Origin of the sequence: Sphingobium terrigena (genome assembly GCF_003591655.1) — a bacterium.
Classification (GTDB): Bacteria; Pseudomonadota; Alphaproteobacteria; order Sphingomonadales; family Sphingomonadaceae; genus Sphingobium; species Sphingobium terrigena.
Window position 1 is genome coordinate 20,971 of sequence record NZ_QVRA01000019.1, and the last position, 12,652, is coordinate 33,622.

Here is a 12,652-nt window from a genome sequence, read left to right on the forward strand (position 1 = left end):
GAGATTTTTCTGCGGTCGTTTTTACTGAAAGATGCAAGAGGAGAACCACAATGCAGTTGTTCATCAGCCCCGGTGCCTGCTCGCTCGCTCCACATATTGCCCTTCTCGAAATTGGTGCGGATTTTGAAGCGGTAAAGGTCGATCTCGCCACCCGCAAGACCGACGCAGGCGACAATTTTTTGATGGTCAATTCCTCCGGGAAAGTCCCGGCCCTTGTCTTGGACAGTGGCCAAATTTTGACGGAAAATCCGGCTATTTTGCTTTATGTCGCTGATCAGAGTCCGTTATCTGGGCTGGCACCAAGCGAGGGGAGCCTTGAGCGCTATCAGTTTTTGAGCCGTCTCAACTTCCTAAGCTCTGAATTCCACAAGGCCTTTGTGCCCCTATTTGCTCCCGGAACGTCTGACGATCTCAAGGCGGCAGCAGCAGTATCGGTCCAGAATCACCTTTCTCTGCTCGAAAAGGAGCTAACCGGTCGAGATTATTACGCCGGCAATGCGTTCAGCGTTGCGGATATTTACCTGTTCGTGATGCTGGGATGGACGCGATATGTGGGGATCGATATGTCCGGCTATCCCGCACTTGGCGCTTATTCCGGCAAGATCGGTCAGCGTCCCGCAGTGGGGGCCGCGTTCAAAGCTGAGGGATTGGACTGAGCCTTCGCAAAATGCGTCTCGCAGGCACATAATCCGCGACATGCATTCCCCATTTGCAAATGCGTTCTCTTTAGTGCAATAATGAGTAAGTCGTTCGAAGCGTTCTAAGCAATGCATTTCCCATTTTAGCGACAGAAAATAGCGGCGCAGGAGTGTAGAAAATGATAGATTGGGAGAGCTAAGGTGGCCGTAACGAAAGATGTCGCGCGCCCCGAGATCGGCACGTCGCTGGTTGTCGATGGCAGTGTAACCAACTATCATGATGTGGGAGAGGGCGCTCCGGTTCTGCTGATCCACGGATCCGGTCCCGGAGTAACCGCTTGGGCTAATTGGCGGCTAAACATGCCTGAACTTGCCAAGCGTTTCCGCGTTATCGCACCGGATATGTTTGGGTTCGGCTATTCCGATTCCAAGGGCAGGATCGAAGACAAGCAGGTCTGGGTCAGCCAGTTAGTCACCTTGCTTGACGAAATGGGTATCGACAAGGTGTCAATGGTCGGCAACTCGTTCGGCGGCGGTATTACCCTCGCTTTCATGATCGCCCATCCAGATCGCGTGGAACGGGCTGTGCTAATGGGGCCGGCGGGCATTAATTTTCCGATCACACCGGCACTGGATCAAGTCTGGGGCTATGAACCATCGGTAGAGGCCATGCGCTCTTCTCTAAAGTTTCTGGCTTGGGATCAGAGCAGGCTGACGGAAGACCTGATCCAGTCCCGGTACGAAGCGAGCGCGCGACCGGACGCGCATGAGCCCTATCACGCGACCTTTGGCGGCGAAGACCGTCAGCGCAATGTAGCGATGTTGGCAAGCCGCGAAGAAGATATTGCCGCGTTGAAGCATGAGACACTGATCCTGCACGGTCGTTTCGATCAGGTCATTCCGTTGGACTCGAGTGTGCGCATGGCAAATCTGCTGCCCCGCGCCGACTTGCAGGTGTTCGGCGAGTGCGGCCATTGGGTCCAGATCGAACGGATGGCCAGTTTCAATCGAATTGTGTCTGAATTTTTCACGAACGGCCTGAAGGCCTGATTGGACTAGGAGAACTAGAATGGCTTTGACCGGTGTACTCCGCCCTGGATATGTGCAGTTGCGGGTTCTGGACCTTGAAGAGTCCATCCTTCATTATCGCGACCGGATCGGTCTCAATCTCGTCAGCGTTGAAGGCGGTCGCGCCTTTTTCCAGGCTTTCGATGAGTTTGACCGCCACAGCATCATCCTGCGCGAGGCGGATTCGGCCGGTCTGGACAGAATGGGGTTCAAGGTCGCGAAGGATTCGGACTTGGATCATTTTGCCGAGCGCCTGCTCGATGCGGGCGTGCATGTCGATGTCATTCCGGCCGGTGAGGAACCCGGGGTTGGGCGGAAGATCCGTTTCAATACGCCAACCGGACATATGTTCGACCTTTTTGCGGAAATGGAGCTGTCCGAAACCGGACCTGCAGTCCGAAATCCCGATGTCTGGATTGCCGAACCGCGAGGAATGCGCGCGACGCGTTTTGATCATTGCGCACTCAACGGCGTGGACATTTCAGCAAGCGCCAAGATTTTCGTCGAAGCTCTGGACTTCTCAGTAACCGAGGAATTGGTCGACGAAGCCTCCGGTCAACGCCTCGGAATATTCCTGTCGTGCAGCAACAAGGCCCACGACGTCGCTTTTCTGGGATATCCGGAAGACGGCCGTATTCACCACACCTCTTTCTGCCTTGAATCCTGGCATGACGTCGGGCACGCAGCTGACATTATCAGCCGTTACGATATCTCGCTCGATATCGGGCCGACGCGCCATGGTATCACCCGCGGCCAGACGATCTATTTCTTCGACCCGTCCGGCAATCGCAACGAGACGTTCAGCGGCGGTTATTTCTACTATCCGGACAACCCACGCCGCATGTGGCAGGCCGAGAATGCCGGCAAGGCGATCTTCTATTATGAAAAGGCACTGAACGACCGCTTCATGACGGTCAATACCTGACCATGGACGGCCTGGTGACCATCCGGACAATCGGACACGCCCTTGCCGCTCAAGCGGTTTCGGCTTCGGTTGCCAAGGGACAGGAAGCCGGCTGCGCGGTCGTTGCCGCAGTCATCGGGGGAGGGGGCGATTTGGTGGCAATGCTGCGCGCGAGCGGCGCACCATTCCCCTCGTCGCAGATCGCTCAGGACAAGGCTTATACCGCTGCCAGCTTCAGGGTTTCGACCCTTGAAGTGTACCAGATGGTAGCGGGCAATCCAGCTCTGAGCACCGGTCTGGCGATTCAACCGGGAATTGTAATGTTCGGCGGAGGACTGCCGATCGTAATCGACGGCGAATTCGTCGGCGCAATCGGCGTCTCGGGTGGGTCTGAAGAACTCGATATTGCATGTGCGAACGCCGGCTTGTCAGCGATCGGCGGGCGACAGTACTAAGAAGTCTGCACATGCAGATAAGATTGGAACGAAGTAAGCAGATGAACAGCAATATGTCTAGATCCGTGACCGACACCATTCTTAATTTCATCGCGGGTTCATATCGCGAGGGCGGGGATGGCAAGACGTTTGTCAACGTTAACCCGGCGACCGGCCGGGAGATTGGCACGGTTCATGAAGCGAGCGAAGCTGACGTGGCCGACGCTGTCGCGGCGGCAAAGGCAGCGCTCAATGGTCCGTGGGGCAGTATGACGACGGCCGAACGGCTTAAACTGATTAGTGCCGTAGCCACGGAGATCGAGCGTCGTTCGGACGACTTTCTCGAGGCCGAGGTAGCCGACACGGGCAAACCGCGTCACATTGCCTCGCACATCGACATTCCTCGCGGCGCCGCGAATTTTCGCATGTTCGCCGATGTCGTTGCGACCATGCCGACTGAATCGTTCAACACGCCGACGCCTGATGGCGGGCAGGCGATCAACTATGCCGTGCGCAAGCCCAAGGGCGTGATCGCGGTGATATGCCCGTGGAATTTTCCATTGCTGCTTATGACTTGGAAGGTCGGACCCGCTCTGGCCTGCGGTAATACGGTGGTGGTCAAGCCGTCGGAAGAGACGCCCAGGACCGCGACCCTCTTGGGCGAGGTGATGAATGCAGTCGGGATGCCCGAGGGTGTGTTCAATGTCGTCCATGGTTTCGGCGCGGGTTCGGCTGGGGAATATCTGACTTCACACAAGGATGTCGACGCAATTACCTTCACCGGCGAGACCGGAACTGGCCAGGCGATCATGCAGAAGGCCGCTGTCGGGGTCCGGGACGTTTCTTTCGAGCTCGGCGGAAAGAATGCGGCGATCGTCTTTGCCGACGCCGATCTCGACAAGGCAATCGAGGGACTTTCGCGCTCGGTCTTCCTCAACACCGGCCAGGTCTGCCTCGGCACGGAGAGGGTCTATGTCGAACGTCCGCTATACGACGAATTTGTCCGGCGGATGGCGCGGGCCGCAGAGGCGTTTAGACCCGGCGCCATCGGCGATCCGGCCTATCTTGGCCCGCTGATCAGCGCGGAGCACCGAGACAAGGTCCTCAACTATTACGCGAAAGCGATAGAAGAAGGGGCAACGGTCGTGGTCGGCGGCGGGATCCCCAAGATCGATGGAGAGCACGCGGACGGCTTCTATATCGAGCCAACATTATGGACCGGCCTTGCGCACGACAGCACCGTGATGCGCGAAGAAATCTTCGGACCATGCTGCGGGGTTATTCCGTTCGACACGGAGGATGAGGTCACCGCACTGGCCAACGACACCGCTTATGGTCTGTGCGCGACGGTATGGACCGAGAATGTCTCGCGCGCGCACCGGGTGGCTGCGACCATGCGCGTGGGCGTGTGCTGGGTCAACTGCTGGTTCCTGCGCGATTTGCGCACGGCATTTGGCGGATCGGGTCAATCCGGGATCGGCCGGGAGGGGGGCGTCCATAGCCTCGAATTCTACACTGAAACCGCAAATATCTGCCTGAAGCTTTGAGATCATGAACATGGAAAGCACGATAGACCCTCAGGTCATTCAACAAGCCGCCGAATTGTTGCGCGGCGCAGCGATAAGCGGAACGCCCGTAACGCCGGTACGCGATCTCATATCGGCCGGTGGCGTTGATGCGGCCTATGCCGTGCAGGAGGTCAATACGCGACACTATCTCGACAGCGGTCGAAGGCTGGTTGGCCGCAAGATCGGCCTTACTTCGCTTGCGGTCCAAAGGCAGCTTGGTGTCGATCAGCCCGATTACGGTATGCTGTTTGCCGATATGGACGTTCCCGAGGGCATACCGATCTCACTTAATCAGGTCATTCAACCCAAGGTTGAGGCGGAGATCGCCATCGTCATCGGCCGCGACCTTCTCTATCCGGACCTTACGACTGCCGAAATGATCCGAGCGGTGGAATATGTCGTGCCGGCGATCGAGATCGTCGATAGCCGTGTAGCCAACTGGGACATTCGCATCTGGGATACTGTGGCCGATAATGCCTCCAGCGGCCTGTTTGTGCTGGGAGCCGTCCCGCGCAAACTCGAGGCGCTCGACTTGCGCGAGTGCGGAATGGTCATGGAGATCAAGAGTGAGCCTGTTTCAGTCGGGGCAGGCATCGCCTGCCTGGGCAGCCCGATCACCGCATCGTTGTGGCTGGCGCGGGTCATGGCGCGCGTCGGGCGTCCGTTGCTCGAAGGCGACGTGATCCTGTCGGGCGCACTCGGGCCCATGGCGGGGGTGAGCCGCGGCGATGTTGTGGAAGCAAGAATTAACGGAGTCGGAACGGTACGGGCGGCCTTCGCCGCCGACGCCGTCTGAAGATTGGAAGAGAAACAAGCATATGGCAAAGATGAAGTGTGCGATCATCGGCTCGGGAAATATTGGTACTGATCTGATGATCAAGTTGCTGAAAGGTTCGGAGAGGCTCGAACTCGCCGTAGTGGTTGGCATCGACCCGGCTTCAGAGGGTCTCGCTATGGCCCGCGAGCGAGGAGTGACGACTACGCACGATGGCATCGAGGGGCTACGCAAGCTTCCAGTCTATCCAGAAATTGGCATCGTCTTTGATGCTACCTCGGCTTACGCTCACAAGGAGCACGACGCCGCCCTGCAAAAGGACGGCAAGCTGGTCGTCGACCTGACACCTGCTGCGCTGGGGCCGTTTTTCGTGCCACCGGTCGATAGCGCGCTGGATGACCATGTTCGCAACGTGAACATGGTTACCTGCGGAGGCCAGGCGACTATCCCGATCGTCGCGGCGGTGTCGCGCGTGAGCCCAGTTCATTATGCTGAGATTGTCGCATCGGTTTCGTCGCGCTCGGCGGGACCGGGTACGCGAGCCAATATCGACGAATTTACCCGGACAACGGCGAAGGCGATCGAAGTCGTCGGCGGTGCGAGCCGCGGGCGTGCGATTATCATTCTCAATCCCGCCGAACCGCCGATGATCATGCGCGACACGATCTTCACGCTGACTGATCAAGTCGATGAGGACAAGATCCGCCAGTCTGTGCAGGACATGGTGGCGACCGTTCAGTCCTATGTTCCCGGCTATCGTCTCAAGCAGGAAGTGCAGTTCGAGCGGTTCGGCTCTAATCAGCCGCTGAAAATTCCCGGCTATGGCGAGTTCGCTGGTCTGAAGACCAGCGTTTTTCTCGAAGTCGAGGGTGCGGGCGATTACCTGCCCAAATATTCGGGTAACCTCGACATCATGACCGCCGCTGCCAAAGCAGCCGGTGAAAGGCTTGCCCAGAAACACCTTGAGAAGGCGGCATCATGACTTTCGATCCCGAAACCGACAAGCTTTACATACAGGACGTCACCCTTCGTGACGGCATGCACGCCATACTTCATATGTACGGCACCGATAGCGTCCGCACGATCGCCAAGGTCCTTGACGATGCTGGTGTCGATGCTATCGAAGTATCGCACGGCGATGGCCTCAATGGCACCTCGTTCAACTATGGGTTTGGTGCCCACACTGATTGGGAATGGATCGAGGCGGCAGCCGACGTGATCAAACGGGCTGTGCTGACCACGCTGCTTGTGCCGGGCATAGGCACGGTCGAAGAACTCCGTCGCGCTTATACATTGGGCGTTCGCTCTGTGCGGGTTGCTACCCATTGCACCGAAGCGGACGTTGCCAAGCAGCATATCGGCATTGCTCGAGATCTCGGCATGGACGTCTCGGGCTTTCTCATGATGAGCCATATGATAGACGCCGAAGCTTTGGCCCAGCAAGCACTGCTGATGGAAAGTTATGGCGCGCACTGCGTCTATGTGACGGACAGTGGTGGTGCGCTCGACATGGACGGCGTGCGCGATCGGTTGCGCGCGTACGATCGCGTGCTCAAGCCGACGACCCAGCGTGGTATGCATGCCCATCACAATCTTTCATTAGGTGTCGCAAATTCAATCGTTGCCGCCCAGGAAGGAGCTGTACGGATTGACGCTAGTCTCGCCGGTATGGGAGCGGGGGCGGGCAACGCGCCGCTTGAGGTGTTCATTGCCGCCGCTGACCGCAAGGGCTGGAATCATGGATGCGATGTCATGGCGCTGATGGACGCGGCCGAAGACATTATCCGCCCGTTGCAGGATCGCCCGGTCCGGGTCGATCGCGAAACGCTCAGCCTCGGTTACGCCGGCGTCTATTCAAGCTTCCTACGCCACGCCGAAAAAGCGGCCGGGCAATATGGTCTCGATACCCGCGAGATCCTGATCGAACTGGGCAAGCGGCGCATGGTCGGCGGGCAGGAAGACATGATCGTCGATGTCGCGCTCGATCTCGTTTCCGCGCGAGCGGCATAGGTAGATGGCCATGGATAAACTTGCACGATATGCGGAAACTTTGGATGGTGCGGCGTTGGGTGCCCACGCTACACCACAGTTAACGTCCAGCGATCCGAATCTGAGTGTGGCTGATGCGTATCAGGTCCAGAAGCTCTCGGTTGATCGTCGCTTGGCGCGCGGCGAACGCCGGATCGGCGTCAAGATGGGGCTCACCAGCAGGGCCAAGATGCTGCAGGTCGGTGTCAATGAAGTAGCCTGGGGCCGTTTGACCGATGCGATGCTGATTGAGGAAGGTGCGGCGATGTCGCGCGCACGCTTCGTTCATCCTCGGGTTGAACCGGAAGTGGCCTTCCTGATGAAGGCACCGCTCTGCGGCCGGGTCACTGCCGCTCAAGCGCTCGCAGCGGTCGAAGCCATCGCACCTGCAATGGAGATCATCGACAGCCGCTACGAAAACTTCAAGTTCGCGCTTTCCGACGTGATTGCCGACAACACCTCGTCCTCCGGCCTCGTAATCGGGCCGTGGAATGATCCGACCAAGGATTTCTCGAATCTGGGTGTGATAGTCGAGATAAACGGACAGGTGATAGAGGTCGGTTCGACCGCCGCCATCCTGGGTCACCCCCTTCGATCGCTCGTCGCAGCAGCGCGGCTCGTCGCCGAAGGCGGGGAAGGGATTTCGGCAGGTGATATTGTCATGGCAGGCGGGATTACCGCCGCGCCAACGCTCGCGCCGGGCCAGACTGTACGCACGACAATTCAAGGGCTTGGTTCTGTTATGTTCCGGGTGGAGGCGTAAATGCCGATCATCGAAGTAAATCTGCTCGAAGGGCGATCGGCTGAGGACAAGGAGCGACTGATTCACGCACTTACCGAGGCAGCGATAAGTTCCATTGCTGCGCCCCGTGAATCTGTGCGGATTATCTTGCGGGAGATGCAAGCGGAACATTTTGCGGTGGGTGGGCTATCATTTGCAGCGAAGGCCGCGGAAGCGGCATTGCGTGATGCCTGAACCCTATGAGATTCGTATAGTGGGCGGAGCGCACTTCCGTTGTGCGGCGGACGAACGGGTTCTAATCGCGATGGAGCGATGCGGAGAGAATGACATAGGAGTAGGTTGCCGGGGTGGCGGCTGTGGTATTTGCCGCATCAGGGTCGTCGATGGCGATTACCGAACCGGTAAGATGAGTACGGCGAGAGTCTCCGAGGCAGAACGGGAAGCGGGCTTTGCTCTTGCTTGCCGATTGTTTCCGGCGAGTGACCTTTTGATCGAAGTTGGATAAATTCTAAGGAGAGTTGCGATGGCTACCCAGTTGAAGAGCGACACAAACGACTACGGAATCAAGAGTGAATATGGCCACTTTATCGGGGGAGAGTGGATCGCCGGTGACAGCGGTAAGACAATTGACCTAGTCAACCCTGCAACCGGACAGATCCTTACCAAGATCCAGGCCGGCAATGCAAAGGATGTCGAACGCGCAGTTGCTGCCGCTAAAGGCGCTTTCCCTAAGTGGTCGGAAAGCTCGCCCGCTGAGCGTCAGGATATTCTGATAGAGGTCGCCCGGCGGCTTAAGGCACGGCATCAGCATTACGCAACGCTCGAAACGCTGAACAACGGCAAGCCTATCCGCGAATCGATGTATTTTGACATGCCGCAGGCTATCGGCCAATTTGAACTGTTCGCCGGAGCGGCCTATGGCCTTCATGGACAGACCATGGATTATCCTGACGCCGTGGGCATCGTTCATCGCGAGCCGCTGGGGGTCTGTGCTCAGATCATCCCCTGGAACGTGCCGATGCTTATGATGGCGTGCAAGATTGCCCCCGCCCTTGCTTCGGGTAACACGGTAGTGCTCAAACCTGCAGAGACGGTATGCCTGTCAGTGATCGAATTCTTCGTGGAAATGGCCGATCTTCTGCCGCCGGGCGTTATCAACGTGGTCACCGGTTACGGCGCTGACGTTGGCGAGGCGCTTGTCACTCACGAGGACGTCCGTAAGGTGGCGTTCACCGGTTCGGTGGGAACGGCCCGCCGGATCATGCAGTATGCTTCGATCAATATTATCCCGCAGACGCTGGAATTGGGCGGCAAATCCGCTCACATCGTCTGTGCCGATGCCGATATCAATGCTGCGGTCGAAAGCGCGACGATGTCCACCGTGCTGAACAAGGGCGAGGTTTGCCTGGCGGGTTCGCGTCTCTTCCTGCACGAAACGATCCAGGAAGAGTTCCTGGCCAAGTTCAAGGTGGCACTAGAAGGCATTCGTCAGGGCGATCCGCTTGATTTCGCGACGCAACTCGGCGCGCAGGCGTCGAAGATGCAGATGGACAAGGTCGAGAGCTATCTCAATATGGCGACCGAAGAAGGTGCTACCATTTTGACTGGCGGCACCCGTAATGCCAGCCTTGCAGATGGGCATTTCATCATGCCGACGGTCTTTACCAACGTCAACAACTCGATGCGCATCGCGCGCGAGGAGATTTTCGGGCCCGTCACCAGTGTCATCAGTTGGAAAGACGAGGAGGAGATGATGAAGGCGGCCAACGATACGAACTATGGCCTCGCTGGGGGCATCTGGACCCGCGACATTATGCGTGCGCACCGCCTGGCGCGTAAGCTCGAAACCGGCACAGTGTGGATCAACCGCTATTACAATCTTAAGGCAAATATGCCGCTGGGCGGCTACAAACAGAGTGGTTTCGGTCGTGAATTCAGTCATGAAGTACTCAATCATTACACCCAGACCAAATCGGTCGTGGTTAACCTGCAGGAAGGTCGCACTGGTATGTTCGATCAGTAATTTCTGACCGATCGACACGTAAATGGTGGAGGAGAAGGCATTGTCTGCAAGGCTTGATGGACAGGTGGCGTTGCTGACCGGTGGCGCAACTGGGATCGGGGCAGCGGTCGTCGCCCGATATATAGAGGAGGGCGCCAGGGTAGGTGTCCTCGTCAGGGGTGAAGACCAGGCCAAACTCGTGCGTTCGCGCCACGGCGACAAGGTTGTGGTGGTGGTGGGAGACGTGCGGTCCTATGCGGACAATGCCCGCGCCGTGGCGGAAACTGTCAGGGCATTCGGAAAGCTTGATGTCTTTGTCGGAAATGTTGGGATCTGGGATTTTATGGTGCCGCTAGAGCAGCAGGAGCCCGAACAGCTTGCTAAGGTCTTTGATGAAATCTTTGATGTAAATCTGAAAGGCTATTTTCTAGGTGCCCGGGCGGCCATTCCTGAACTCAGGAAGGTTAAGGGCAGCATCATTTTCACCGCCTCGACTTCGAGCTACTATACCGGTGGGGGAGGCACGTTGTACGTTGCGTCGAAACACGCCGTTCTTGGCCTGGTCAAGCAACTGGCTTGGGAACTAACGCCCGACATCAGGGTCAACGGTGTTGCGCCGGGCGGGACACGCACCCCGCTCAGCGGTGCGATGACCGGAGGTTTTTCAGACACGAAAATGGAACAGATGCCGGGGCTTGACGTCCTGATATCCGAAATGACCCCGCTTGGGCGGATCGCGGAGCCTGCCGATCACGCAGGTCTGTACGCCCTCTTGGCCTCGCGGCGGGACTCTTCATACGTGACCGGAACGGTGCTGCTTAGCGATGGCGGCATCGGCATCGGTAAGCGCCCTCAAGGTTGAACAGCATACAACTGGCCTAAGGCCGTCAATAGCAAGCACATCGGAGGGAAACGGCCATGGCTGAGAGATTTCAATTTTCTGATCTTCTCATCATTTCGGGAGTCATGGGCGCTGCTAGGTGGAAGCCGACCCATCTAGGCCCAACGGTATCTCCCCCTCAACTCGTGGAATTCGGCGGCAATCTGACGAGAGATCGTGCGGAACGAATGATGGCGCATGCCGAAGCTGGAGGGCTTGCGATTTATGGGATTGGCCAGCTGAGCTACCATCGGGCACCGGTCGATAAGACGGTGGTTTATCCAATCGACGCTTTTTATGCCCACGGTCAATATACGTCCGTTATTGCTACTATGAACCGTGTTGCCGTACTGTTCGATAACGCTCAAAAAGTGGATGTCCAGGAATTGGCTGGAAAGATGATCCGGGTCGATAACTGATTTGTTTCGATGTCACCCTCTGCCATAGCCGCGATCGACAGGGGGCTTGAGAGCGGTCCCTACCATGTCGGCTAACGTACGTCGCTGCGGTCCACGAAACGGTCTGCGGAGATCGCATCGGGAGCTAACCCGGCCTCGAGTAATTCTGCTTCCGCGAGGTCAACCATGGCGGGCGGTCCGCAAAGATAGGCCTCATACCGCATCTCAATTGGCAGTTCAGCAATCTGCTGGGTCACCGGACCTCTGGCGCCCTGCCAAGGGCTATCGGCCGCCTCGTCAGAAAGCACCGGGATGAAATCGAATGGCCCCCTCCAGGTGGCCTTGAGTCTCCCGATTTCATCAAGACAATAAAGGTTGGTCCGGGTTCTTGCGCCATAAAGAAGCGTTACCGGCCGCGTCGCCCCCAGCGCAAGTGCTTCCTGTAATATGGAGATGATAGGCGCAAGGCCGCTGCCGCCTGCAATGCACAGAATGGGCGCTGCGCTTTGCTTCAGGTGGAACGCGCCATAGGGTGCTCTCAACGTCAAAGAAGCCCCGACCCGATCATCTGCGAACAGCCAGTCCGTGAACGCGCCGCCCGGGACATGGCGGACGTGGAATTGCAAGTTCCGGGTCGAGCCTGCTATGGGAGCGAAAGCGAACGAATAGCTTCGTAGACCATCCACACCCGGCGCACCAATATCTGCATACTGACCAGGGACGAAGGAAAGCGGCCGGTCCAGCTCGACCGTAAGATTGATAATGTCAGGGCAAAGCCGAGGAACTGACACGATTGTTGCGCGATAGTCGTCCACGGTTTGCTGGACCGTCAGTGGCGCGTCGAGTGCAATCGTCAAGTCTGACCGGGGTATCGCTTGACAGGCTAGCCTGTATCCAGCGAGCAACTCATCACGTTCCAGAGCCAGCGCCGAAGGACTGAGCTCCCTTATTTTGCCGTCAAGAAGCTTGAACTTGCACGTGCCGCAGGACCCGACTTTACAATCATGAGGCATCGCCAAGCCCTCTGTAAGCATGGCTTCGAGCAACGTCTTGTCTCGAGCGACCAGCAGTGTCCGGGCTTCCGAGGCAAAGATTACCTTGTTGCGTTGGGGCTTCTTCAAGAAGGAAAACATAAAGCGGATCTACTATGTTGAGTGAGGGCGGTGCGGTGAAGACAAGGGAGCGTCATCCCATAAGGATGACGCTCAGTTCACA

15 protein-coding genes are annotated in these 12,652 nt (G+C 57.6%); 14 read left to right on the forward strand and 1 reads right to left on the reverse strand.

The window, feature by feature from the left end:
* Positions 1-50 precede the first annotated feature (50 nt).
* The 14 genes from gstA to D0Z70_RS17565 all read left to right on the forward strand — a co-directional run bounded on the left by gstA (position 51) and on the right by D0Z70_RS17565 (position 11,458).
* Positions 51-656, forward strand: a complete 606-nt coding sequence (gstA, locus tag D0Z70_RS17500; protein ID WP_088189936.1) for a glutathione transferase GstA — start codon at positions 51-53, stop codon at positions 654-656.
* 183 nt (positions 657-839) lie between these two features.
* Positions 840-1,688, forward strand: coding sequence for an alpha/beta fold hydrolase (locus D0Z70_RS17505; RefSeq protein WP_119748687.1), 849 nt, complete (start codon positions 840-842; stop codon positions 1,686-1,688).
* 19 nt (positions 1,689-1,707) lie between these two features.
* Positions 1,708-2,631 carry a catechol 2,3-dioxygenase gene (locus D0Z70_RS17510; RefSeq protein ID WP_088189934.1) on the forward strand — a complete coding sequence of 308 codons (924 nt, stop codon included), beginning with the start codon at positions 1,708-1,710 and terminating at the stop codon, positions 2,629-2,631.
* Positions 2,632-2,633: 2 nt separating this feature from the next.
* Positions 2,634-3,065, forward strand: coding sequence for a GlcG/HbpS family heme-binding protein (locus tag D0Z70_RS17515; RefSeq protein ID WP_119748689.1), 432 nt, complete (start codon positions 2,634-2,636; stop codon positions 3,063-3,065).
* 41 nt (positions 3,066-3,106) lie between these two features.
* Positions 3,107-4,591 carry a 2-hydroxymuconic semialdehyde dehydrogenase gene (locus D0Z70_RS17520; protein WP_088189932.1) on the forward strand — a complete coding sequence of 495 codons (1,485 nt, stop codon included), beginning with the start codon at positions 3,107-3,109 and terminating at the stop codon, positions 4,589-4,591.
* 4 nt (positions 4,592-4,595) lie between these two features.
* The gene (locus D0Z70_RS17525; RefSeq protein WP_088189931.1) at positions 4,596-5,408 is read left to right on the forward strand and encodes a 2-keto-4-pentenoate hydratase; all 813 of its coding nucleotides are present in this window, start codon (positions 4,596-4,598) and stop codon (positions 5,406-5,408) included.
* A gap of 22 nt (positions 5,409-5,430) precedes the next feature.
* Entirely contained in the window at positions 5,431-6,369 is a 939-nt protein-coding gene (locus D0Z70_RS17530) for an acetaldehyde dehydrogenase (acetylating) (RefSeq protein WP_119748691.1), read from the forward strand.
* The gene (dmpG, locus tag D0Z70_RS17535; protein ID WP_088189929.1) at positions 6,366-7,397 is read left to right on the forward strand and encodes a 4-hydroxy-2-oxovalerate aldolase; all 1,032 of its coding nucleotides are present in this window, start codon (positions 6,366-6,368) and stop codon (positions 7,395-7,397) included. Before D0Z70_RS17530 ends, dmpG begins: the two co-directional genes overlap by 4 nt.
* Before the next feature lie 10 nt (positions 7,398-7,407).
* Entirely contained in the window at positions 7,408-8,178 is a 771-nt protein-coding gene (locus D0Z70_RS17540) for a 2-keto-4-pentenoate hydratase (RefSeq protein WP_088189972.1), read from the forward strand.
* The gene (locus D0Z70_RS17545; protein ID WP_088189928.1) at positions 8,179-8,391 is read left to right on the forward strand and encodes a 2-hydroxymuconate tautomerase; all 213 of its coding nucleotides are present in this window, start codon (positions 8,179-8,181) and stop codon (positions 8,389-8,391) included.
* The gene (locus D0Z70_RS17550; protein ID WP_088189927.1) at positions 8,384-8,662 is read left to right on the forward strand and encodes a 2Fe-2S iron-sulfur cluster-binding protein; all 279 of its coding nucleotides are present in this window, start codon (positions 8,384-8,386) and stop codon (positions 8,660-8,662) included. The genes D0Z70_RS17545 and D0Z70_RS17550 overlap by 8 nt, the downstream gene beginning before the upstream one ends.
* An 18-nt stretch (positions 8,663-8,680) precedes the next feature.
* Positions 8,681-10,180, forward strand: a complete 1,500-nt coding sequence (locus tag D0Z70_RS17555; protein WP_119748693.1) for an aldehyde dehydrogenase family protein — start codon at positions 8,681-8,683, stop codon at positions 10,178-10,180.
* Positions 10,181-10,202: 22 nt separating this feature from the next.
* Positions 10,203-11,021 carry a 3-(cis-5,6-dihydroxycyclohexa-1,3-dien-1-yl)propanoate dehydrogenase gene (gene hcaB, locus D0Z70_RS17560; protein ID WP_239018997.1) on the forward strand — a complete coding sequence of 273 codons (819 nt, stop codon included), beginning with the start codon at positions 10,203-10,205 and terminating at the stop codon, positions 11,019-11,021.
* A 56-nt stretch (positions 11,022-11,077) separates the two neighbouring features.
* Positions 11,078-11,458: a hypothetical protein gene (locus D0Z70_RS17565; protein ID WP_119748695.1), complete on the forward strand. Its 381-nt coding sequence runs from the start codon at positions 11,078-11,080 to the stop codon at positions 11,456-11,458.
* 71 nt (positions 11,459-11,529) lie between these two features.
* Here D0Z70_RS17565 and D0Z70_RS17570 read toward each other — a convergent pair whose 3' ends face one another.
* Positions 11,530-12,558, reverse strand: coding sequence for a 2Fe-2S iron-sulfur cluster-binding protein (locus D0Z70_RS17570; protein WP_239018998.1), 1,029 nt, complete (start codon positions 12,556-12,558; stop codon positions 11,530-11,532).
* Positions 12,559-12,652: the final 94 nt, after the last annotated feature.

What these genes read in the sequence shown, in the direction of transcription:
- D0Z70_RS17555 (WP_119748693.1), top strand. Translation starts at nt 8,681, where the DNA reads ATGGCTACCCAGTTGAAGAGCGACACAAACGACTACGGAATCAAGAGT.
- D0Z70_RS17525 (WP_088189931.1), top strand. Translation starts at nt 4,596, where the DNA reads ATGAACATGGAAAGCACGATAGACCCTCAGGTCATTCAACAAGCCGCC.
- dmpG (WP_088189929.1), top strand. Translation starts at nt 6,366, where the DNA reads ATGACTTTCGATCCCGAAACCGACAAGCTTTACATACAGGACGTCACC.
- D0Z70_RS17520 (WP_088189932.1), top strand. Translation starts at nt 3,107, where the DNA reads ATGAACAGCAATATGTCTAGATCCGTGACCGACACCATTCTTAATTTC.
- hcaB (WP_239018997.1), top strand. Translation starts at nt 10,203, where the DNA reads ATGGTGGAGGAGAAGGCATTGTCTGCAAGGCTTGATGGACAGGTGGCG.
- D0Z70_RS17545 (WP_088189928.1), top strand. Translation starts at nt 8,179, where the DNA reads ATGCCGATCATCGAAGTAAATCTGCTCGAAGGGCGATCGGCTGAGGAC.
- gstA (WP_088189936.1), top strand. Translation starts at nt 51, where the DNA reads ATGCAGTTGTTCATCAGCCCCGGTGCCTGCTCGCTCGCTCCACATATT.
- D0Z70_RS17565 (WP_119748695.1), top strand. Translation starts at nt 11,078, where the DNA reads ATGGCTGAGAGATTTCAATTTTCTGATCTTCTCATCATTTCGGGAGTC.
- D0Z70_RS17510 (WP_088189934.1), top strand. Translation starts at nt 1,708, where the DNA reads ATGGCTTTGACCGGTGTACTCCGCCCTGGATATGTGCAGTTGCGGGTT.
- D0Z70_RS17530 (WP_119748691.1), top strand. Translation starts at nt 5,431, where the DNA reads ATGGCAAAGATGAAGTGTGCGATCATCGGCTCGGGAAATATTGGTACT.
- D0Z70_RS17540 (WP_088189972.1), top strand. Translation starts at nt 7,408, where the DNA reads ATGGATAAACTTGCACGATATGCGGAAACTTTGGATGGTGCGGCGTTG.
- D0Z70_RS17550 (WP_088189927.1), top strand. Translation starts at nt 8,384, where the DNA reads ATGCCTGAACCCTATGAGATTCGTATAGTGGGCGGAGCGCACTTCCGT.
- D0Z70_RS17515 (WP_119748689.1), top strand. Translation starts at nt 2,634, where the DNA reads ATGGACGGCCTGGTGACCATCCGGACAATCGGACACGCCCTTGCCGCT.